General features: G+C 45.4%; 19 protein-coding genes. 15 read left to right on the top strand and 4 right to left on the bottom strand.

Annotated features, from left to right (window positions below; all coding sequences use genetic code 11):
- Positions 1 to 22 precede the first annotated feature (22 nt).
- The 13 genes from U5L75_02655 (at position 23) to rpsR (ending at position 14,933) form a co-directional block, all read left to right on the top strand.
- The gene (locus U5L75_02655; protein MDZ7726457.1) at positions 23 to 3,685 is read left to right on the top strand and encodes a class I tRNA ligase family protein; all 3,663 of its coding nucleotides are present in this window, start codon (positions 23 to 25) and stop codon (positions 3,683 to 3,685) included.
- A gap of 9 nt (positions 3,686 to 3,694) precedes the next feature.
- Positions 3,695 to 4,279, top strand: coding sequence for a DNA repair protein RecO (gene recO, locus U5L75_02650; GenBank protein MDZ7726456.1), 585 nt, complete (start codon positions 3,695 to 3,697; stop codon positions 4,277 to 4,279).
- 46 nt (positions 4,280 to 4,325) lie between these two features.
- On the top strand, positions 4,326 to 6,227 hold the full coding sequence (locus tag U5L75_02645; protein MDZ7726455.1) for a hypothetical protein: 1,902 nt from the start codon (positions 4,326 to 4,328) through the stop codon (positions 6,225 to 6,227).
- A gap of 5 nt (positions 6,228 to 6,232) precedes the next feature.
- Positions 6,233 to 7,603: a glycine--tRNA ligase gene (locus U5L75_02640; GenBank protein ID MDZ7726454.1), complete on the top strand. Its 1,371-nt coding sequence runs from the start codon at positions 6,233 to 6,235 to the stop codon at positions 7,601 to 7,603.
- Positions 7,604 to 7,605: 2 nt separating this feature from the next.
- On the top strand, positions 7,606 to 8,883 hold the full coding sequence (locus U5L75_02635) for a pitrilysin family protein (GenBank protein MDZ7726453.1): 1,278 nt from the start codon (positions 7,606 to 7,608) through the stop codon (positions 8,881 to 8,883).
- Between the two features lie 52 nt (positions 8,884 to 8,935).
- The gene (locus U5L75_02630) at positions 8,936 to 10,015 is read left to right on the top strand and encodes an AI-2E family transporter (GenBank protein MDZ7726452.1); all 1,080 of its coding nucleotides are present in this window, start codon (positions 8,936 to 8,938) and stop codon (positions 10,013 to 10,015) included.
- 23 nt (positions 10,016 to 10,038) lie between these two features.
- A complete protein-coding gene (gene metG / locus U5L75_02625; GenBank protein ID MDZ7726451.1) occupies positions 10,039 to 11,481 on the top strand; it encodes a methionine--tRNA ligase in 1,443 nt (480 codons plus the stop codon).
- 68 nt (positions 11,482 to 11,549) lie between these two features.
- Positions 11,550 to 11,837, top strand: coding sequence for an AAA family ATPase (locus U5L75_02620; GenBank protein ID MDZ7726450.1), 288 nt, complete (start codon positions 11,550 to 11,552; stop codon positions 11,835 to 11,837).
- Entirely contained in the window at positions 11,834 to 12,700 is an 867-nt protein-coding gene (locus tag U5L75_02615) for a replication-associated recombination protein A (GenBank protein ID MDZ7726449.1), read from the top strand. The genes U5L75_02620 and U5L75_02615 overlap by 4 nt, the downstream gene beginning before the upstream one ends.
- Before the next feature lie 47 nt (positions 12,701 to 12,747).
- Complete coding sequence (locus tag U5L75_02610; GenBank protein ID MDZ7726448.1) at positions 12,748 to 13,548, top strand: TatD family hydrolase; 801 nt, start codon at positions 12,748 to 12,750, stop codon at positions 13,546 to 13,548.
- 201 nt (positions 13,549 to 13,749) lie between these two features.
- Positions 13,750 to 14,184 (top strand): 30S ribosomal protein S6, encoded by a 435-nt coding sequence (locus U5L75_02605; protein MDZ7726447.1) that lies wholly within the window; start codon positions 13,750 to 13,752, stop codon positions 14,182 to 14,184.
- Positions 14,185 to 14,188: 4 nt separating this feature from the next.
- Positions 14,189 to 14,677, top strand: coding sequence for a single-stranded DNA-binding protein (locus tag U5L75_02600; protein ID MDZ7726446.1), 489 nt, complete (start codon positions 14,189 to 14,191; stop codon positions 14,675 to 14,677).
- A gap of 22 nt (positions 14,678 to 14,699) precedes the next feature.
- Positions 14,700 to 14,933 (top strand): 30S ribosomal protein S18, encoded by a 234-nt coding sequence (rpsR, locus tag U5L75_02595; protein ID MDZ7726445.1) that lies wholly within the window; start codon positions 14,700 to 14,702, stop codon positions 14,931 to 14,933.
- Between the two features lie 63 nt (positions 14,934 to 14,996).
- On the opposite strand, the gene U5L75_02590 is transcribed toward rpsR, so the two are convergent.
- The 4 genes from U5L75_02590 to U5L75_02575 are packed head-to-tail and all read right to left on the bottom strand — an operon-like array spanning position 14,997 to position 19,410.
- Positions 14,997 to 15,566, bottom strand: a complete 570-nt coding sequence (locus U5L75_02590; GenBank protein MDZ7726444.1) for an elongation factor P — start codon at positions 15,564 to 15,566, stop codon at positions 14,997 to 14,999.
- 46 nt (positions 15,567 to 15,612) lie between these two features.
- Positions 15,613 to 16,668, bottom strand: coding sequence for a recombinase RecA (gene recA / locus U5L75_02585; protein ID MDZ7726443.1), 1,056 nt, complete (start codon positions 16,666 to 16,668; stop codon positions 15,613 to 15,615).
- 9 nt (positions 16,669 to 16,677) lie between these two features.
- The gene (locus tag U5L75_02580) at positions 16,678 to 17,040 is read right to left on the bottom strand and encodes a hypothetical protein (GenBank protein ID MDZ7726442.1); all 363 of its coding nucleotides are present in this window, start codon (positions 17,038 to 17,040) and stop codon (positions 16,678 to 16,680) included.
- An 18-nt stretch (positions 17,041 to 17,058) separates the two neighbouring features.
- The gene (locus U5L75_02575) at positions 17,059 to 19,410 is read right to left on the bottom strand and encodes a DNA translocase FtsK (GenBank protein MDZ7726441.1); all 2,352 of its coding nucleotides are present in this window, start codon (positions 19,408 to 19,410) and stop codon (positions 17,059 to 17,061) included.
- Positions 19,411 to 19,619: 209 nt separating this feature from the next.
- On the opposite strand from U5L75_02575, the gene U5L75_02570 reads away from it, so the two are divergent.
- Entirely contained in the window at positions 19,620 to 20,483 is an 864-nt protein-coding gene (locus U5L75_02570; GenBank protein MDZ7726440.1) for a hypothetical protein, read from the top strand.
- Between the two features lie 919 nt (positions 20,484 to 21,402).
- Positions 21,403 to 23,412 (top strand): peptidoglycan-binding protein, encoded by a 2,010-nt coding sequence (locus U5L75_02565; GenBank protein MDZ7726439.1) that lies wholly within the window; start codon positions 21,403 to 21,405, stop codon positions 23,410 to 23,412.
- Positions 23,413 to 23,562 lie beyond the last annotated feature (150 nt).

Below are 23,562 nucleotides of genomic sequence, written 5' to 3'. Positions count from 1 at the left end.
AAGCTGGGGTAGAGTAGAAAGTATGAGCAATGACCTAAACTCGCAAGAGATGAATTCCAAAAAAACGAAAGAAAACGTGAAAAAAAAGGAAAAAGAGAACTCTAAAGAAAACGTGGAAATAAAAGCTGAAAGTGAAGTATCTAAAAGAGAGGAAGACATCCTCGAATTTTGGAACGAAAGCGATATATTTCTTAAGTCTCTTTCCAAACCTTCGCCGGAAGGGGAATTTGTCTTTTATGATGGTCCTCCGTTCGCCACCGGTCTGCCGCACTATGGCCATCTCTTGGCCGGGACTATTAAGGATATAATCCCGCGTTTTCAAACAATGCGAGGAAAACACGTGAGAAGAGTTTGGGGGTGGGATGTACACGGTCTGCCTATAGAGAACTTGATCGAGAAAAAATTCGGCGTTAATACAAAACGTGAGATCGAGGATCTCGGAATAGATAAGTTCAATGAGGAAGCCAGAGGTTCGGTTTTGAAGTACAGAGATGAATGGAGAAAGATCGTTCCCCGCACGGGACGTTTCGTGGATATGGAAAATGACTACAAAACTATGGATCCGGAATACTCGGAAACCACCTGGTGGATATTCAAGACTCTTTTTGAGAAAGATCTAGTGTACGAGGGCTTTAAGTCTATGCACCTATGTCCGCGTTGTGGCACTACGCTTTCCAACTTTGAAGTTAATTTAGGATATCAAGACATCAAGGATCTTTCCGTAACGACAAAGTTCGAACTAAAAGAAGAGCCGGGAACTTTTCTTTTGACTTGGACAACTACGCCGTGGACGCTTCCGGGTAATGTGGCGGTCGGCGTGCACAAAGATATTGACTATATTGCCGTTACCGTTCCGGAAAATATTGAGGAATTGGGCTTTGACTTAAAGAGCGACATTGATCCGGGTACTTATATTTTCGCCAAAGAAGCCGGACAAAAGGATTCATCAAACGAAGGCAAACTGCACCAGCTATTTTGGTTGGCTGGGAAAAGCGAAATCCAAACCAAAGAAATGAAGGGTAGTGATCTGGTCGGGCTTTCGTACAAGCCACCATTTCCGTACTTTTTAGATAAAGATCTTCCTAACAAAGAAAACGCCTGGAAAATATATGACGCTGATTATGTAACGACGGACGACGGAACCGGTATTGTGCACTTAGCACCCGCCTTCGGTGAGGAAGATCTCTTGCTCGCGCAAGAGAAGAATATACCTATAGTTCACCATGTCAATTTTGAGGGAGCGTTTACCGAAGACGTAGTTGATTTTGCCGGAGAAAAGGTAAAGCCAAAAGACGAAGATGGGGAAGATCATATGGCTACTGATATCAAGATAATAAAGTGGCTTGCCGAGAACAACCTTCTCTTCGCCAAAGAGAAAATAACCCACTCGTATCCTTTGTGCTGGCGCTGTGACACACCGCTTTTAAATTACGCTACTACTTCCTGGTTTATTGCGGTAACTGACATAAAAGATGAGATCATCAAAGCAAATGAAGGAGTAAGTTGGACCCCTGATCACATAGGTACGGGAAGATTTGGCAAATGGCTGGAAAACGCTCGCGATTGGGCTGTTTCTCGTTCGCGCTACTGGGGTTCCCCTCTGCCAGTTTGGAGAAATGAGGAGACAAAGGAGATGGAAGTTATTGGTTCAGTTGAAGAATTACGCAAGAAATCACGTGGGGCGTTAACAAGAATAATCACAATGCGCCACGCCGAAAGCGAGAAGAATGTATTGAATGTATTGGATTCTTCTCTCGATAAGTACGGACTAACTGAGACTGGTGTCAAAGAGGCGAAAGAGGCTGCCAAGAAGCTATCCGGTTCTGTTGATGTTATTTATTCTTCTCCTGTACTTCGGGCTAGAAAGACAGCCGAGATAGTAGCCGAGGAATTGGGTCTTGAAGTGAAGATCGCAGAGGAAGTTAGCGAGGTGGATAGCGGAGATTGGGAAAAAGAAACACTGGATAGCGAGAGGGTAAAAGAAGAAAGAAAAGAATATTTCAGTCTTCCACCCCAAGAGCAATTTGAGGCGGTTCGAGGCACCAACGGTGAAAGTTGGAAAGAAGTGAGTGATAGAGTCAATCGGTTTCTAGAAAACGCGACTCATAAGCACGCCGGTGAATCGGTTCTTGTAGTTGCGCACCAAGGTATTGTCGCTGAGATAGAACGGAGTATAGAAAACAAAGAGATCAACGAAGAGCTTCTTCATCGACAGAGTGTTGGCAGGTTTGCTTTTCCGATAAGATTTGACGTTCGTACGGACACCGGAAGACAGTTTGATTTTCACCGTCCTTATATTGACCAAATAAAAGTTTATTCCGAGTCAGGAACTGAGCTTACCAGAGTAGCTGAAGTTTTTGACACCTGGTATGAATCCGGCTCTATGCCGTATGCCCAGCATCATTATCCTTTTGAGAATAGAGATATATTTGAACCGGAAGGGAACAAAGGTTTCCCGGCGGACTTTATCGCTGAAGGTCTGGATCAAACCAGAGGGTGGTTCTATTCTTTGCTTGTCTTAGGAGTTGGACTATTTAACAAGTCGCCCTACAAAAACGTAATAGTCAACGGCATAATTCTTTCTGAAGACGGGCAAAAAATGTCCAAACGACTTTTGAACTATCCCGACCCATTGGAGGTAATAAGCAAATATGGAGCTGACTCTCTCAGATTGTATATGTCATCTTCCTCGGTAGTACGCGCCGAATCGCTCAATTTCTCCGAGAAAGGTGTTGCCGAGATCTCACGAAAAGTGATCGGCCGGCTTGATAACGTATATAAATTCTACGAAATATATCGGGATAGATCCTTAGAAGAAGAGAAAGAGCTCGAAGAAAGCGAAAATGTTCTGGATATATGGATCGAATCTAGACTCTCCAAAACCGAGCAAATGGTGCGACACTCGCTTGACAACTACGAGTTAGATAAAGCCACGAGACCCCTCTTTGATTTTGTGGAAGATCTGTCTACTTGGTATCTTCGCCGTTCCAGAGATCGTTTCAAGGGTGAAAATTCAGAAGATGGAAAGATGTCTCGTCGCGTGCTTTATACTACTCTAAAGACTTTTGCTTTGATATCAGCTCCGTTTATGCCATTTTATGCCGACTACCTATATCGTTCTCTCAGGGGTGAGAGCGATCCGGAAAGTGTACACCTCGAGTCTTGGCCTACTTTAAAGAAGCCAAACGGAGATATCTTAGAGAAGATGAAAAGAGTTCGTGAAATAGTCTCCGAAGGACTTGAGGAGCGGAATAAAGAGGGGATAAAAGTGCGCCAACCTCTCGCCTCGCTTTCTTATGGGGGCGAAAAGTTAGACGATACTATGGAATCTATAATCTCCGATGAGATGAATGTTAAGTCGGTCAAATATGAAGAAGGCAAAAGCGAGGTTGAAATAGATAGTCATATAACAGAAGAGCTCAGAAAAGAAGGTATCGCCCGCGAGGTCATCAGGACTGTCCAAAATGAACGCAAAAACTTAGGTTTGAATCCGCGCGACCTGGTCAACGTCTATTTCCATTCGGACAAAGAAGAATTCGACTCTATAGTTGAGGAGTATAAAGAGGAGATAAAAGAAGCTTCTAATGCCGAAAAGTTAATTGTCGGTCCTATAGACAATACTCAAACAGGCACAACCCAATCAATAGGAGATTTCGAGGTAACGCTAGTGGTAGAGAAGCTTTAATGGAGGTTTATGGCAAATACAGTTTATACCACAGACTCTTTCGTGCTGTCGGCTCGTAATGTCGGAGAAGCCAACAGAATTTTCACTCTATTAACCAAAGACATTGGGACAATAACCGCGTCCGCGAGAAGCATTCGCCTGCAAAAGTCAAAGTTACGCTACGCTTTACAGCCGTTCTCCTTTGTGGAAGTGTCTCTCGTTGAAGGTAAAGGCGGGTGGAGGATCACTAACGCATATCCGTTTGAGAATATGTTCTTTGCCACGACGGAGGGCGAAAAAAGAACGCTTGTGGTAAAGATCTCGGTTCTTTTAAAACGCCTTTTGGTGGGGGAGTCGCCGGACATTGAACTATACGAAGTCGTGGAAAAGGGTTTTCTTGGAATGAAAAATGTATCCAATGACCACCTCGATATCTACGAGCTTGTATTTGTCTCCAAAATTCTTCAGGTGTTGGGATACGGAACCGACTCCGATGTTTTTTTGCGGGTGTCAAATATGCCTCTGGGAGAGAACGAGAGCGAATACATTGATGGAAAAGAAAGAAGGACTCTCATAAAGGAAATAAACGAAGTACTCGCCGTCAGCGGTTTGTAGCTGGTGTTGTTTATATTTTTTGCTCAGTCTTTGCTATACTCAGTGTATGTACGAAGATGATGATTCTTTGGATAAAATGAAAAGAGGTTTGTATTCGCGTAAGTCCGTGCGTAACTCAAAGCGAGCGCGCCGCGAGAAAAGCGATGAAAGCGATGGAGAGGACCTGGCTAAAGATTGGGAATATAAAGAGCCGGAACGCCCAAAAGAGACAATACAGAGAGAAAAGCCAAAGTCAAACGTAAACTACCTCAAAATATTTTTTATAATTTCGACTGTACTTTTAATAGTAACTGCCGGAACCGTATTTTATAAATTCTTTATAGCTGGTTCTTTGATCTCTTCCCGTAATGTCAATATAGATATTGATGGACCAACTACAGCCAGAGCGGGAGATGAGATCAAACTAACGGTTTCTATAGAGAATACGAATAAAAGCGCTCTGTCTAATCCTTCCTTGGCTATGACATTCCCGGAAAATTCTCTTTCGTCTGATGAAAGCGGAGAGGAGATGGACCGTGTCGTACGAGAATTAGGGACGATAGAGGAAGGAGAGACCGTAGAGGAGGAATTCTCGGTATTTCTTTTTGGTGAAGAAGGAGAGGATATAGAAATAGATCTTTTGCTCGAATATACAACTAACGTTTCCTCCGCTGAATTCTCTAATGAAGATAAGCATATCGTGCGCATTAGCTCATCGCCCCTGTCCCTTTTGGTGGCGCCTAGCGTGGATGAGGCGCAATCCAGAGATACTTTTGAAATAGAAATCGATGCTTCTTCAAACACTAGCGCAAACCTGAAAGATATACTTGTTGAAGCTGAATATCCCGGTGGTTTTAGCTTTGTCTCCTCAAACCCCAGTCCGATTGAAGGAAACAACACGTGGAGGATTGGCGATATTGAACCTCGGCGCACAGAGTCTATTACTATAGAGGGTTACCTGGAAGGACAAAATAACGAAGAAAGACACTTCACTTTTAATTCAGGCGTAGAAGGCAGTGTAAACGGACAAATCGGGCGCCTCTATGCTTCTTCGCGGGCAATAGTTACTATTACACTTCCGCAACTTTCTCTAACAACGAACATAAACAAAAGTAGCGCTCCGACTGTGTCTGTATCAACTGGAGAAAGAGTAAGGGTTGATATTAACTGGGAAAACACAACAGCTAATACGTTGCAAGATCTTGAAATAAAAGCATTTCTCGACAGCGAGTTTATAGAAAGAAACTCTATCAGTGTAAGGAATGGATTTTATCAATCAGCTGAAAATACTATTACTTGGAATCAATCCACGGATTCTGACCTAAGATCGGTCGGGCCAAGAGATAATGGGTCTGTATCTTTTTCCTTTGAGACTGTAGGAGGAAATGAGCTGGGCGGAGCCTCTAATCCCGAAATAGACATAGATGTAGATGCGAGCGCCAGTGAAGCTCAAGCTCCCGGAAACAGACGCAATGTAGAAAGTGAACTTGAAAGAGTTGTGAGAATCGCGTCTGACCTGGCGGTAACACAAAACTTAACTTACAGTAGTGGTCCTTTCACTAATTCAGGTCCTACGCCGCCAAGGGTAGAAGAGGAAACGACCTATACCGTCAACTGGTCGGTCAACAACACGGGCAATACGGCTACAGATACTACTGTAAGAGCCGCGTTACCGGCGTATGTGGAGCTGGTTGAGGTTGAAGACAGTGCTTCGGTTAGCTATAGCCAGTTGACGAACGAAGTGGTGTGGAATGTCGGCAGAGTAGAAGAAAATACCCGAGGAGAGACCACTTCATTCCAGATCTCAATTACTCCTAGCAGTACTCAGGCGGGTACAGCGCCTACTCTCGTTCGTGAAGCTGTGATAGAAGGTACCGACTCCTTTGCGGGCTCAACTCTTCGAGGTTCGGCAGAATCCTTAAATACCGAAGATCTAGCTGAATTTGGAGCCGGAGTTGTGGTAGAGTAGTGACTATGAGTGAAAACAAAAAGGAAGAAATGGATACACTGGTTGCACTACTGAAACGTCGTGGTTTTATCTATCCAACCGCTCTGATCTATGACGGAGTCGCCGGATTTTTTGACTACGGACCGTACGGAGCGGCAATGAAAGAAAATATCAAGCGCGTATGGTGGGAGCAGTTTGTCTCTTCAAGAGAAAATATATATGGCATAGACGGAGCTATAGTTCTGCCTAGAGTAATGCTTGAAGCGTCAGGACACGTAGGCGGCTTTTCTGATCCCATCACGGAAGACACAGAGACCGGGGAGCGTTTTCGCGCCGACCATCTATTGGAAGAAGCTGGAGTAGACACGGAAGGTATGTCAACTGAAGATATGACGGAAGCAATAGAAGAGGGAGAGATAAAAAGCCCGGCTGGTAACCCACTCTCGGAGGCGCGCGATTTTAATCTAATGCTCAAAACTCAATTGGGGTCTGATAGCGGTCCCAGAGGAGAAGCTTACCTGCGCCCGGAGACCGCGCAAAGTATTTTTGTTAATTTTAAAAATATACTTGATTCTTTTTCTCCCAAGCTTCCTTTTGGGATAGCCCAAATTGGGAAGGCCTTTCGCAACGAAATATCACCTCGTAACTTTGTTTTTCGCATACGCGAGCTAGAACAGATGGAGGTAGAGTATTTTGTGCGCGAAGAGGAGTGGTCAGAGCACTTTAGTGAGTGGCAGAACATTATGAATGAGTTCGCCTCAAGGGTAGGTATTGATCCGGACAAACTCCACGAAGTGGAAGTGAGCGAAGCGGATCGCGCCCACTATAGCAAACGCACTATAGATTTTGAGTTTGAGTATCCGTTCGGCCAAAAAGAACTGTGGGGTCTTGCTTATCGTACGGATTACGACCTTTCGCGTCACATTGAGCACTCGGGCGCGAAGCTGGAGTATTTTGACCAAGAATCGGGAGAGCGTTTTGTTCCTCATGTTATTGAACCTTCTCTTGGTATAGAACGAACTATGCTCGCAATTTTCCTCTCGGCTTATTCCACGGATGAAACAGGCGAGGAGTCGCGCGTGTTTCTAAAGCTCCCTTATGAGATCGCTCCAGTGAAAGTCGCTGTTTTCCCGCTTCTCAAAAACAAACCGCAACTTACGTCCAAAGCAAGAGAGATCTTCTCCGAGATCAAAAAAGAAATACCGGCAACTCATTTTGACGACAACGGTAATATCGGCAAACGCTATCGCAGGCAGGATGAAATAGGTACGCCATTTTGTATCACCGTTGACTTTGACACTCTTGAAGACGATTCGGTGACCGTTCGCCATCGCGATACGGGAGAGCAAGAGCGAGTCGCGGTTTCGGATATTATCGCCAAGATAAAAAATAGTTAATTATGACAGCAAAAGAGGAAGTAATAGAACTCAAAAATGGAGTGCGCATTCTATATGTGCCCATAAAAGGTAACCCCGCAGTGACGGTGATGACCTTGGTTAACGTAGGTTCTGAATTTGAGCGCAAAAACGAAAGTGGCTTATCCCACTTTCTCGAGCATATGATATTTAAGGGCACGGAGAAGCGTCCGCGCGCTATGGACATTTCACTCGAGCTCGACAGCATCGGAGCCGGTTACAATGCTTTTACGTCTCACGAATATACCGGCTACTATATCAAGGCAGCGAAAAGACATTTTGAAAAAGTTACCGAGGTACTTGCCGATATGACCTTGAATCCGGCTCTGCGCGAAGAAGATATAAATATGGAAAGAGGGGTCATTCTAGAAGAGATCAATATGTATCGAGACACGCCCCAAGACAAAGTCTATGATAATTTTGTCTCGCTTATTTATGGTGATCAGCCGGCTGGTCGGGATATACTAGGGAACAAGGACACGATAAAAAACTTTTCTCGACGTGATTTTGTCTCGTTTGTTGATCGTTATTACAAAGCCAACAATACCGTAATTGTGGTAGCCGGAGACATCAAAAAAGAAAAAGTCGTTGATACTATTAGCGCTCTTTTCAAGGGATTAGAGAAAGGAAAGGAGGCCAAAAAACCAAAAGTACATTTCAAACAAAAAGAGCCACGACTTCACCTGGAGCGCAAGAAAACAGACCAAACCCACTTGATCCTGGGAAGTGAGACCGTATCGCTTGACCATAAGGACGCTTCACCTCTTCACTTGTTTGATACTATTTTGGGCGGCGGTATGAGCTCTCGCGTCTCTCAGAAGTTGCGTGAGGAAATGGGAGTTGCGTATTACGCCGGTTCAGGTCTCCACCTGGGGAGTGACCATGGAATAGGAGCGATATTTGCCGGCGTAACTCGTTCTCGCGCAAAAGAGGTTGTCTCGATATTGACGGAAGAACTGAGGAAATTAAGAGAGGAGGTAGTTTCTGAAGAAGAGCTTAATAAGGCCAAAGAGTATATTTTAGGACGCTTGCTTTTGGGGCTTGAGACCTCCGATTCTTTGGCGAGGTTTTACGGACTTAGAGAGGTTTTGAAAAAAGAGAGAAAAAGCATTGAAGAAATAAAAAAGGAGATCAATGCTGTTTCCGCCGAAGATGTACGGCGTGTTGCTAAGAAATATTTCTCACCCGAGAGACTCAACTTGGCGATAATTGGAAACCATAGCACAGAAAACAGTTTCAATAAGATCTTATTAGAGAAGTAATTTTCTTGGTTATTACAGATGACTAACAAAATTGACGTGCTACAATTTGGGTATGAATAACAAAACTGTCATTTCCATTGATACGGCAACAATGATCAGAGCGGCGGTGGTTGTTATAAGCATCCTTCTGCTTTTTGTCGTTCGTGATATTCTACTCATTCTTTTAGTAGCGGTTGTTCTCGCTTCCGCCGCTAGTCCTGCCGTGGATCTTTTAGTAGAGAGAAAAATACCCAGAGTTGTTTCTGCCGGTATTATTTACGCGACTGCCATAGGAATGTTTGTTCTGTTTTTCTACTACTTTGTTCCCATATTGGCGAGCGAAGTTTCCGGTTTTTTGAATTCGGTACCCGAATATTCTTCCGAGCTTTCGGAGGTAGCCAACAGTGAAGACGTAGAGGTACTTTCCCTCGAGAACCTCACGGAAGGTATTCGTAATATGATGAGTAATCTTACGGATGGTATTTTGGGCAGTATCGCGACTGTTTTTGGAGGGCTGTTTAACTTTATCCTGATTCTAACTATTTCGTTCTATCTTTCTATTCAGAAAAATGGCGTTGATAATTTTCTCGCCTATGTAACGCCGGCGCAATATTCTGAATACGTGGCAAATCTATGGAAAAACTCTCAGAGAAAGATCGGAAAGTGGTTTCAGGGTACCTTGGTTTCTTCCGCTCTGGTTGGGCTGTTGGTCTATACGGGGCTGTTGATACTCGGAGTTCCTTATGCGTTCTTCTTTGCCGTTCTTTCGGGTCTTTTGAATTTTATACCGATCGTTGGTCCTACGCTTATGACCATACCGGCCGCTATCGTTGGTTTGGTAGAAGGCGGACTTGTTTTGGGAGTTTTAGTGGTAGTGCTCTTTATATTAGTTCAAGCAATTGAAGGCAATTTTGTATATCCACTGGTGGTAGGAAGGGCGGTTGGAGTATCGCCGATCGTGATCATTATGGCTGTTGGTATTGGAGCTAAGCTTGCTGGCTTTCTCGGTGTTATATTGGCCGTACCTGTTTCGGCGGTTCTTGTCGAATTCATTACAGATATGCAGAATAGTGGCAAAAAAGAGAAAGAAACAAAAGAGCTAGAAGGTAACAATGAAGAAGATGAAGAAAGCGAAAGAGAAATTCCCACCTAGTAGATAAGTAAACAAAAAAGATAATGTCAGAAAAAGCCAATACCAGATACGTTACTACTACGTTGCCATATGTTAATGCCGACCCTCACTTGGGGCACGCGCTTGAATTCGTGCAAGCCGATTGTTTTGTGCGTCACTCCCGATTATCCGGATATGAGACATTCTTCAATATCGGAACCGATGAGCACGGACTCAAAGTATTGCGAAAAGCAGAAGAGAACGATCTAGAGCCACAAGAATATGTGGACCAATACGCCGAGAGATTCCGTTCTTTTGCCGATGAGCTCAACATAGATTATACGAACTTTATTCGTACCACGGACTCCTATCACAAACACGCCGCGCGCGAATTTTGGAAAAAAGCCAAAGAGGGCGGCTTTATATATAAAAAACATTATAGAGTAAAATATTGCGTGGGATGTGAGTTGGAGAAGACCGATTCCGAGTTGGTCAACGGCCGTTGTCCGGTTCACCCTAATATGGAGATAGAGCTCATAGACGAAGAGAATTACTTTTTCACTTTTTCACGTTTTGCCGAAGATCTTATAAAGCTCTACGAGGAAAGGCCGGATTTTGTTTTGCCGGACTATCGATTGAATGAGATAAAGTTGTTTACCGAGCGTGGCTTAAATGATTTTTCAATTTCGCGCCTCAAAGAGAAGATGCCTTGGGGTGTTGAAGTGCCGGATGACGAAGAGCATGTAATGTACGTCTGGTTTGATGCTTTGGTCAACTATATTTCTACCCTGGGGTGGCCTGACGAGGAAGAGACCTTTAATTCGTTTTGGCCGGTTATCCAGTTCGCGGGCAAAGACAATCTCCGACAGCAGTCAGCTATGTGGCAGGCAATGTTGATGGCGGCGGGAATAGAGCCTTCAAAACAAGTGGTTATCCACGGCTTTATTCTCAACGACGGCGAAAAGATGTCAAAATCCCTCGGCAACGTGATAGACCCGCTTGATCTGGTCAACTCTTTCAGCGCTGAGGCATTGCGTTATTATCTATTGCGCCACGTGCATCCTTTCGAGGATTCCAGTATGAGCGTAGAGTCGTTTGGCGAAAGCTATAACGGAAACCTTACAAATGGCCTGGGTAACTTGGTGTCTCGCATACTCAAAATGTATATCCAATACGAAGTAGAAGTCAGTCTCGAGACCGTTGAAGATATTTATCTTTCAGAAGAGTCTAAAGAATTCAGAGAATTATTGGATGCTTATGAATTCAATCGAGCTATGGATTATCTGTGGAGGGAAATGTCCGAGTTAGATGAGATCATCCAAGAAGAAGAACCATTCAAGCTGATAAAAACCGATCCGGACAAAGCTAAAGAAACAGTGGCGTACTTAGCTATACGTCTCGGCGACATTGCCGCGCTTCTAACAGTAGCAATGCCGGAGACAGGGAAGAGGATCCGCGAACTACTGGAAGAAAGAGAAATGCCCGAACCTCTTTTTCCCAGGAAATAAAAAGAAAAATAAAGTACAAAGCAAAACTTTGTACTTTATTTTTTGCTGCAAAGGCGTAATATCGGGTTATGGAACCCTTAGCTGCAAAAATAAGACCAAAAAATTTAGACGAATTTATAGGTCAAGATCACCTTACCGGCAAAGGGAAGCCCTTGTATCACGCTATAAAGGAGAAAAAGATATTTTCCTTTATCCTTTGGGGGCCGCCGGGGGTGGGCAAAACCACGATTGCGCGAATCTACGCGGAAGCGATCGGCGCGGACTTTTTTGAACTTTCAGCGGTATCCGCCGGTAAGGCCGACATAAAGAACGTAATCGCGAAAGATGGTGGGAGTAAAAGTTCTTTTTCTAGATGAGATACATCGTTTCAATAAAGCACAGCAAGACTATCTTCTTGCCGTATGTGGAGTCCGGTGAAATAGTTCTCATAGGTGCTACCACGGAGAATCCTTCCTTTGAGATAATCTCTCCTCTTTTGTCTCGAGTCAGAGTTTTTTCTTTGAACCAGCTCACCGAGGAGGAGATCAGCCGCATCATTGATAGGGCGGATATAGATATAAGCGACGAAGCCCGAGAGTATCTTTTGAATTTCTCGAACGGTGATGCGAGGGAAGTCTTGATGCTTTTGGAAAATACATACTCGCTTTACGGTGAAATAAACCTGGAGAGTCTGGAGGCAACTGCGATGAAGAATTTGCGCTACGATCGCGCCGGCGAGGAGCACTATAATACTATAAGTGCGTTTATAAAAAGCATGCGAGCCGGTGATAAAGATGCCGCTATGTATTACCTCGCGCGAATGATCTCGGCCGGAGAGGATCCAAAGTTCATAGCCAGGCGAATGGTCATTTTTGCCTCCGAAGACATCGGGTTGGCGCAACCGACAGCTCTGGTGGTGGCAAACGCCGTTTTCCGCGCGGTTGAGACAGTCGGCCTGCCGGAGGCGGGGATAAATCTCGCTCACGGGGTCTCTTACTTGGCCTCCGCGAAAAAAGATCGCAGTGCCTACGACGCTTATAAAGCCGTCCTGGCTGATGCCGAAAAATACGGGAATCTGGCAATTCCATTGCACATCCGCAATGCACCGACCGAGCTTATGAAAAAGGAAGGATACGGCAAGGATTACGAAATGTATCCCGACAAAAAAGGCAAGCAGGCGAGTTTTTTACCGGATAAACTGTCCGGCAAAAAGTATTTCCGTCGAAAAGGGGACAAGTGATGTGATAGTATGCTCGTATTGTGACAAAAATTACTAATTTCTAAGGTATGGAAAACGCAATAAAATACATTGATATTCATTCCCATCTGCATTTTGATAGCTATGATGAAGATCGCGAAGAGTTATTGTCCCGAATGAACGAAGAGGGAGTAGCTACTATATCTATAGGGATAGATTCTGCCACCAGCGTAGAAGAAGTAGAGCTCTCCGAGAACAACGACAATATTTTTACTTCAATAGGTATACATCCGGGAGACTCAAGCGAGCTATTTGAAGACAAGCGAGAAACATTTGAGAGATTGCTAAGATCAGAAAAGGTAGTCTCTATCGGGGAGTGCGGATTTGACTACTCTCACCTTGAGGGCGACATCGAGAAGGCAAAACGTCTACAGGAGAAGAACTTTGAGGCGCAGGTAGATTTTGCTGTTCTGAATGATCTGCCGGTAATGATACACACCCGAGACGCCGACGAAGACACGGTGTCTTTTCTTGAAAGCAAGAAAAGGGAACATGGCGACCGCCTTCGCGGAAACGTGCATTTTTTCACTCAGTCGCTCGAAAACGCTCGGCGATATCTAGAAATAGATTTCACCATCTCTTTTACCGGAGTTATTACTTTCACGGATAATTACAACGAGCCGATCGAATTCGCGCCACTCGACAAGATCCACGGTGAAACCGACGCGCCTTTTGTCGCTCCCGTGCCCAATCGAGGCAAGCGCAATGAGCCAACCTTTGTAAAATACGTCTACGATAGGATCGCGGACATTCGCGGAGAAGATAGGGAAAAAGTACGAAAACAGCTTCTCTCCAACGCGCGCCGTGATTTTGGATTAAACCGGCCGTAGGGCTGTAATTAGCCATTCTAAATGCTTCAATCTATAGATTGAAGCATTAATTGAGGTGTCAACCTGCCAGGTCGACCTGGCAGGTTGACACCTTTTGGTTGTTGAACAACTTCCGAAGTTGTTCAAAGGCGCTATTTAATGGTGTACTCATCTAGTACAAACTATTGAAACCAGACTGTCTCTGTGCTAGAGTAGCCCAGTATGAATGATAAAAACACAGAAGGAGTCGTTTACGAGATCGGTTTCCATCTCATCCCCCTCGTATCAGAAGACGAGGTTGCGTCTCACGTGTCTAAGATCAAGTCTATTTTGGATGACGCGAGCGCGGAGATAGTTTCCGAGGAGTTCCCAAAGCTAATAGAACTCGCGTATCCGATCTCCAAGAAAGTAAAAGGTGGAAGAGAGGATTTTGACACGGCATATTTTGGCTGGATCAAATTCGAATCAGCCACTGACAAGATAGGGCAGATAGATCAAGAGGTGCGAAATATTGACGAAGTTCTTCGTCATATAGTTGTAAAAACACTTCGTGAAGATACCAGGATAAATACAGAGAAAGAGGAAGAAGAACCGGACGAAGAAGAAGTCTCCGAGGAGGAGATGGACAAGACAATTGATGATCTCGTGATAGAATAAAAGTATGTATCTAAATAAAGCAATCATAGTTGGAAACCTTACCCGCGATCCGGAACTAAAATCTCTGCCGTCGGGGGCAAAAGTGACTACGTTCGGCGTGGCTACCAACAGAGTTTGGATGAAGGACGGCGCGAGGCAAGAAGCGACAGAATTTCACAATATAGTGGTATTTGGCAGGCAAGCCGAAACGTCGGCTCAGTATCTTAAAAAAGGCCAGCAGGTAATGATCGAAGGCCGAATTCAGACCCGATCGTGGGAAGGCAATGATGGACAAAAGCGGTATCGAACCGAGATCGTTGCCGATCGCGTACAATTCGGCAACAAAGCCGGAGCCGGAAGCGGTGACAATTACAACCAAAATGACAATGATCAGTCGAGCGATCAATCCGGAGGAAGTAGTAGCAACTCGGGAGGTAATCAGAACGGGGGAGAAGAGCTAGACACTATAGAATATCCGGAAGACGATATTAATCCGGACGATATTCCGTTTTAGTATTGAATAAAGTAAGAATAATATGCAGAACACAACTACTAAAGAAAAAAGAGCAAAGCAAAGCCAATACTTCAATTCCAATCGAGTGAAGTACGTAGACTACAAAGACGTGGACGTTCTTGAACAGTTCGTAGATACGCACGCGCGCATTGTACCCAAACACAAAACAAGAGTTTCCGCTCGTAATCAGCGCCTGATAGCTTCAGCTATCAAGAGGGCGCGCTTTATGGCGTTGATGCCTTACGTGGCTAAATAGGATAGATCCTATCTATCTAGCAAAAACAAAACCGCCGGATATGGCGGTCTTGTTTTTTATTGACTACGCTTTCTCAACCCGTTCGACGTATTCGCCGGTTTCGGTGTTTATGCGCAATATATCACCCGGATTGATAAAGAGGGGCGCGTTTACTGTATATCCGGTTTCCAGAGTTACGGACTTATTGCCACCGGAGGAAGTGTTTCCTTTGATATTGGGTGGCGCTTCTCTCACTTCCAATTCCACCTTGATCGGCAGTTTGATCCCGACTACCTCGTCTTCGTATATTAGCGCGGTAACAATATCGTCTTCACGGATGAATGGTTTGCTGTCCTCGATCCTTTCGTCAGGAATAGAAAAACGGTCGCTCGGATCATCGACTTCGCAAAACCAACTTTCTCCACGTCTGGAGTACAGATACTTTATATCTCTCGTTTCAATGGAGGCCGGTTCCACCTTTTCTGATTGATGTATTGTCGTTTCAGTTTGTTTGCCCGTTATAAGGTTTTTTAGCTTTATCTGATTGACCGGTTTGCGCTGTTGCTTGCGGAATATCTTGGATGACAATACCTCGTTGGGCTCGCCTTGGTGTACTATGTAAGACCTTTCGCGGACTTCGTTGTATGAAAGCATATCTATCTTTGCCGGTTATTTGGTTATTTCTAATCTATAAGTTCTCTTAGGTGCTGAAGTAGTATTCTCTGAGTTTCTTTTTTAGGTCTTTTATAATTCTATTAGTTAGTTTCTTGTCTTCTTTGAGATATACGCGAGCGGCGTCATAACCGCGTCCGAGTTTGATCTCTTCTTCCGGTTCTTCGCCCTCTTTTTTGGGTGGGGGAGCGTAGGAGTAGAACGCTCCGGATTTCTTTATCAAACCGTGTTTTTCGCCGATGGTGAGGATCTCTCCTTCGCGCGAAATTCCTTCGTAATATATGAGATCAAATTCGGTCTGTTTGAAAGGTGCCGCTACTTTGTTCTTTACTACTTTGACTCTGGTTCGCGCGCCGATAACTTCTTCGCCTTTTTTGATCTGTGCGATCCGACGAATGTCGAGACGTACTGAAGTGTAGAACTTCAGTGCTTTTCCGCCCGTGGTTGTCTCCGGAGATCCGAACATAACGCCTATCTTCATTCGGATCTGGTTGATGAATATAACTACAGTTCCGGATTGCGCAGAGATCGCGGTTAGTTTGCGCAGAGCTTGAGACATAAGACGGGCCTGTTTTCCGACTTGAGCGTCTCCCATTTCGCCCTCTATTTCGTCTTTGGGAGTCAGAGCCGCTACCGAGTCTACTACTATCACGGATATTTTACCCGATCGGACCAATGACTCTGTTATCTCGAGAGCTTGTTCGCCCGAGTTGGGCTGGGAGATGAGAAGGTCTTTGACATTTACGCCCAGTTTTCTCGAGTAATCCGGATCGAGAGCGTGTTCGGCGTCAATAAAGGCGCAGACACCGCCTTCTTTTTGCGCTTCCGCCACCACGTGTAAAGCGAGGGTGGATTTACCACTGCTTTCCGGTCCGTATATTTCAACGATCCTTCCTTTTGGCAGACCGCCAATGCCGAGCGCGGTATCTAGGCCGATAGAGCCGGTTGAAACCGAGTCGACGTTGACCTTAGGGCGGTCGCCCAGTTTCATTATTGATTCATCTCCAAACTTGGTTTTTATTTGATCCAGTGTATCTTCAATAGAAGCTCCGCTTTCTTTTTCGGTTTTTTTTGATTTTGCCATAAAAATATATTACTCACCTTCGTACATAAGGTTGAGTCTTTTAGTAGTAACTCTTCCAAAACGATCCTCTGCCTGTAGCTCTATTATATTATGACCGGGAAGTAAGGGCAATTTCTCCTCGAAAACTCCGCTTTCGTTGATATAAATTTGCCGGCCATTAAGTTTGATAAAAGAAATGCGCTCGGCGGTGCCGGTGATCTCGATAGGGGACTCCTTAATAACATCGCCGTTTTCGGGATCACTAAAGGCGATTTCCGGTCCGGCCATAAGCGGTTGTGATTGATAGTAGGCGTAAGACGCCACACCTGAGGCGATCGCGATAAGCAAGATCGCCTTCATTATATTGCGAGCGTTAAAGGCGTTTCCGTTCATGGTTGTTTATATATTCTACTACAAGTCTTCCTCGCTGAGGCCTTTCTGGTTATCTTCTTCCGTGTTCTCTTCGTAGCTCTCGGAGCTGTCTTCCTCAGACTCTTCTCCTTTGGCGAGTACTTCTCGTGGCTTGGAGCCATTTTGTGGTCCAATGATGCCTTGTTCTTCCAGCATATCAATTAACTTGGCGGCTCGTGAATAGCCAACGCCCAATTTGCGCTGTAAGTACGAGGTCGAAGCCCTACCGGCTTCCATAACCGTTTGCTTGGCTTCTTCGAATTTTTCGTCTTCTTCGCTGGATTCGTCGGCAACCACGGAGCTGAAAATGCTGTCAGTGTTGTTTTCGCGTGTCTCGCTATCGAGATCAATGGTATCTGGCAATTGTCCCGAATAGTGCTTAATGAGCCAATCAACAACCCTTTTGATCTCTTCTTCGGTCACGAAACCGGATTGAATACGCGCCGGTTTGGCCATTTCTCCTCCTTGATAAAGCATATCTCCTTTACCGAGAAGTCTTTCCGCTCCCGCTTTGTCTATGATGGTGCGAGAGTCGATCTGTGAAGACACTTGGAGTGCGATACGGGATGGAATGTTGGCTTTGATCAGTCCGGTTATGACGCGTACGTCGGGCCTTTGGGTAGATAGTATTAGGTGAATACCGACTGCACGGCTCATCTGCGCCAATCGCACGATAGCCGCCTCGAGCTCTTTGGGGTAGGCCGACATAATATCAGCCAACTCGTCTATGACGATTACAATATATGGCATTGATTCCGGTAGTTCGTCTTCCACTTCTTCGGAGTCCTTGTTCTTTCGTTTCTTTTCAATGTCTTTTATGGCCGGTTCCAGTATGTTTTTGTGATAAGAGTCTATATTTTGTACTCTATAGCTTTCCAATATGTCGTACCGTCTTTCCATTTCCTTAGCAGCCCACTTCAAAGCGAGGATCGCTTTTTTGGCGTTCTTTATAACCGGAGTTAGCAGGTGAGGGATGTCGTTGTACGGAGTTAGCTCTACTCGCTTGGGGTCAACCATGATAAATCTAAGGTTCTCCGGCGAGTTCCTATACAGGAGAGAAGCTATTAGCATATGCACCGTCACAGACTTTCCGGCGCCGGTAGCTCCCGCTACCAAGAGGTGAGGCATTTTGCCAAAGTCAGCGAATTCGGCTTCTCCGGAGAGATTTCGTCCGAGGGCGACCAGGAGCGGATTGTCGCTTTGAGCAAAGGCGGGATCAGAGAAGAGGGAAGCCAGACCGACTGTTGCTTTAGAGATATTTGGTACTTCTATACCGACCAGGGACTTGCCCGGGATCGGTGCTTCTATCCTTATCGACTTGGCCGCGAGTGCCGCTTGTATTTCTTTTTGCAGTCCCTCTATTCGCGAAAGCTTTACTCCTTCGGCCGGCTTCAAGGCGTAGCGAGTAACAGTGGGTCCGACCGACACCTCGTCCATTTCTACGTCAATACCAAAGTTACTGAGAGTGCGCTTTATAACATTGGCGTTGGTTTTAACATCGCCGACGGACGGCTTGCCGCTGTCCTTGGTCAAAAGCTTCAGTGGTGGAGGAGTAAATGGCGCGCCCAGTCGCGAAGTATCTATCGAAAGCTTGCTGTCTATATCGAGCTCTTTGTCTTTGTTTTGTTTTCCGACCAATCCGCTGAGTATTCCACCTGAAGGTTTCTCCGGCCTTCCTTCTTCCTTGGTGCTCTTTTCGGCGTTCTTGCGTTCTTCTTCGGCCATAGCTCTCTCGGCCTGTTCCGCTCCCGCGGGATGGGCGATAGAGGCGGCGAGATAGTCTTTGTCCTCCTCGTCTTTCTTCCAGAACTTAAGAGAGTTGAAATCAATAGAGGAAAGTTTCAAGTCAAAGAGAAGTACGAACGAAAGGATCATCATTGCCGCTAGAAGTACAAACGTCACATAGAGATCGAACAAAGGCAGAAGCGGGTCCGAGACCAAATTGCCAATGACTCCGCCTTTGCTGTCGGTGGCGATGTTTATAAGTCCAAGTCCGGAGATCATAAAGAGCGTGATCCCGGCTCCGCTTGAGACGGCGAAGTTAACTTTTAGCTTCCGCAAAAAATTTATAGAAAGAATGAACATTGAAAGCGGAAGCAAGAAATATCCGTAACCGAGAAGTCTTTCAAAAAGAGAAAATGCGTGCTCGCCGGCGATGCCCGCTTGCTCAAAATAGGAGAGGGTAAAGAAAACCGCCAACACAAAAAACAAAAGCGCCAAGAGGGCTTGTGCCACGTGTTCCTCAAGGTTCCAGATCAGCATTCCTTCATCTTTCTCGGACTTCTTGTTCTTCTTTTTGGATGACTCTTTAGAGTTCTTGTTTTTCTCTGATTTTGATTTCTTGCGTGCCATTTAGGTTTCTAAGGTAATGATTAAATTTCCACTCTATTGTAACCCCATAGCGCCTCCGCTACAAACGCGACAGAGAGGTGTTAATAACTTTACTTCTGTCCTTTATATTTGTATAATGTCCTTTATAGAGGAATGTGTCTCTAAAGGACAAAAGGACAATTTTTATAAAGGACAAATTATCCTAAAGGACACGATAATATATAAAAGACATGGCAGAAAATACAACCCAGGAACTGCAGTCATACACTCTTAACAAAGCCTTTTTTTACTACGCAGTAAAAAAGACAGAACGTCTCGCCCGTGCCGTATATCTCATAACGAACTTCTTCTCAGAGAGCGAACCCCTCAAGTGGAAGCTACGGTCTGACAACTTAACTCTGCTTGAATATTTCTCCATACTGGCTGATTCTATCGAATCCGAGAGATCAATTGACTTGTCTTTTATAAAAAACTCGCTTTCGACAATTCTTGCCACTCTGGGTGTAGCTCATACTGCCGGACTGATCTCGGAAATGAATTTCTCCGTCTTGCGTCAAGAATACGAAACCCTTTTAAACGCACTTGAAGACCAGGCGGACAAGGAGGGAAAGCACGATCCTGTGTTGTTTCCCCAGAACTTTTTCAATGTCAGCGAGGAAAGACAGACAACGGACTCACTCGAGAAATATCTATTTGGGATAGCTTTTGAAAATCGTTCAGGTGGCAAACTTGAATCAAGCGCGAGCAATAAAGTACAAGGAATAAGTTCTCCCGAAAAAGAGAAAACCGAGAATGCGGAGGAAAGTTCTAAAGGACAAAAAACAAATCAAAAGGACATAAAGGACAACAAAAAGACAAAAATCAAAAGGACACAATTACAGCCGAGCACACTCTCAAAGACACAGAGAAGAGATATCATCATTCAGCTTGTTAAGGACAAAAAGGAGATCACCGTAAAAGACGCCGCTCGCGAGATCCAGGACTGTAGTGAAAAAACGCTACAAAGAGAGATTGTTGGCATGGTTGAAGAAGGCGTACTCGAACGCCTCGGCAGTCGTCGCTGGAGTCGTTATCGCCTCAACAGTTCTTCTTAAGGACACATAAAAGACATTCTTAACGATTTAGTAATTATAGTTTCAAATATTTTCTCCTTTATGTCTTTTATAAATATTAAATGTCCTTTATAGCTTTTTAGTTTTGGTAATTTTTGAACGTTTTGTTGTTGCGTTTTGTTAGAAGAGGATCGCTAACGAGCGCATCTCAAAATAAGGGTAGAATTAAGATTTTGGAATTGACGGTGCGTTGTAAGAAAAGCTTTTTAGGTTCGTCAGAAGTAGTAGAACTGCGAGCACGTGGTACAGACGCGCTTGCTTTGTAAATTTTATGGATAGAAGTCAGTGGGCGTGCCTCTTTAACACCCTATAGGCAAAAGGCGTGTACAAAAGAGGCAAGCGATTTAAAAGCATTTGTCTTTTATAAATCCTTGTATGGCGCGCTCATATGTATGTTTTATCCACACAAATATTTGCAAGAGCAAACGTCTGTACTATAATTGTCTCTAGGTTCAGAGGCGGGGATCGTTTTCCACAATACGTGGGAACACGATCTGTTGCCTGACAAGGGAACTGTGCTAAGATTGAAGGCAAACCTTGTTTAATACAGGTTTTGTTTAGACAGAGCACCGTTCAACCAAAGTTAGGCATAGCGCCACCGTTGAACGATACGGAATGAACGTTGAAAACAGAATATCCCGACAAACATACCGAACGACTGAATACCCGTACGACAAACGTGCATCTAACTCGTTTTCTCCTGGTCGAAATATTAGGAGTAGGCGAGATAGTATGAGCCCAATAAATTGCCGGTGGCGCGCACAGCCTAGGCAACTACGGGCAACATTACAAGGAATTATAAGTAGCGCGGTGCACCTTAGCGGGTGTGCCGCAAAAATGTTTTGCAAAGCATTATATTAATCAAAACGCAAAGCATTCTAATAAGTAGAAAATCATAATTATGAGTTTATACGAAATGCGAAATGCAATTACCTACAAGGTAGTTGGGTTCGTTGCGGTCCTCGCTCTTGTAGCGACATTCGCTTTTGCCGGTGCTTACCAAGCACAAGCACAAAGCGATGCAGACGACCTAGCAGCGATCATTGCACAACTCGAAGCACAGATCGCCGATTTGCAAGCGCAAATTGACGGCCAAGCTTCAGTTAGTGGAGACTTCACTCCGTTCACCCGCTCCATGGGAGTAGGTGCTACCGGAACTGAAGTATTGAGACTCCAAGAGTTCCTCAACGCTAACGGCTTTACAGTAGCCACTAGCGGAGCAGGATCTCCTGGACAGGAGACAAGCTACTATGGACCACTTACAGCAGCCGCTGTAACTGACTTCCAAGGAGCTTACTCTTCACAGATCCTTGCACCCCTCGGTCTTTCCGCGGGAACAGGATACTTTGGACCATCTTCTCGCGCTCAAGCCAACGCTATCATCACCGCAGGTGATGGTGACGACGGTGACGACGGCGACGACGGAGATGATGGTGACGACAGCGATGACTCCGACGACTCGGACGACGAAGGTCTATCCGGAGGTGAAGGATTCCTCGACTTTAACGACCTCAGCGTCGGATCGGTCGAGATCGACACGGGAGACACTGACGTAGCTGTTGAACTCGAAGCTACGGCAGAAGACTCTGACGTCGAGATGAACCGCGTCGACTTTATGTTCGACTCACGTCCATGGCTCTACTTCAATGAAGTCCGACTTATGGTCGACGGAACCGAAGTAGCAGTTCTTGGAGACGATTCAGGTGACTACTCTGAAGTTGGCTCTGAATGGAGAGCACGCTTCTCCGGCCTCGATGAGGTTGTACGAGAAGGTGATACTGTCGAGCTTGCGCTCGAAGTAGAGGTGCACAGCACTCTCGCTGGTACGCGTGATACCGACACAGTCGTCGCTACGATGGATGAAGACGGCGTACGCTTCCTAGACGGAGCAGGTATCATCGGATACGGCCCTAGCGCGGATGGCGACATCGGCGACGTTGACGTCACGTTTGACGACAACTTCGGACAAGGATCACTTGATCTCAGCACGAGCGCTAACACGCCCGACGAGACCGTATTCGTCGTTGACGACACCAACCGAACCGACAACCAAGAGGTGCTTGTGTTCAACGCAGAAGCGGAGAACCAGGACATCGAGATCGACGAGGTTGATGTAAACCTCTCGACCACGACAAGCGCCGTAGAGGATATGGTTCGCCGTGCACGACTCTACGCTGACGGTGATCTCGTCGGAACCGAGACAACAAGCGGCCTCAGTGGTACATCGAACCAGACCGTTACGTTCGACAACCTCGAGTACACGATCCCTGAAGGTGAAGAGCAAGAGATGTCAGTCGAAGTTGACTTCTACGCAACATCAAACACAGGATTCAGCGTAGCCGACACCATCGAAGCTGAGCTTGATGAAATTCGAGCAGAGGACGAAGACTTCGAAGCTGCTAACGAAACGTCGATCGGCATCGGTGCAGGAACAACGCATGATGTTGTAACGACGACGGTGGTAACAGGTGACTGGTCGCAGAGCACCGATATCAACGACGATGCCGACCGAGCGACTCTCAAGCTCACGTTTGACCTTACCGCTATCGAAGATGATTATTATATCAACAATGCTGTTGCGACTGGTGACCGAACAACGGATTCGATTACGACCTCCTCGGAGGAAACTCACGGATCTCGAGAATTCGACATTGACATCACCTTCGGTGCTGATCAGGACAACTCAGTGATGCATATCTCGTTCGCGCGGGAGAGACCGAAACATTCCGCATTCGTGTCGTCGCTGAGAACACTAATACTGTCGGTGTCGCCGGATTCTACGGAATTCAGCTCGCTGACTACAGATCACGACGAACAGCACTGGTGCGAGCGGTTTGACCGAAGTGGATGTAACTGGCGAAAGTATCGAGACCAGATCAAGAGTATCTCAACGACGGATCCTAATCACTAGGGTTCTCGTATAGAGACTCACGTCTCTTGAACAAAACAGCTGAGCGAGGCTCACAAAAAATCCCCAATTCGGGGATTTTTTGTTTTGATCTCATTTATCAAAAAGCCCGATAAAGCGGGCTTTTTGGAATAATCCACACATCAGAGTATG

It is taken from the genome of Candidatus Campbellbacteria bacterium (assembly GCA_034521025.1).
GTDB lineage: Bacteria > Patescibacteriota > Minisyncoccia > Phycocordibacterales > JAXHMZ01 > JAXHMZ01.
This window is presented reverse-complemented; position numbering and strand designations above follow the sequence as displayed.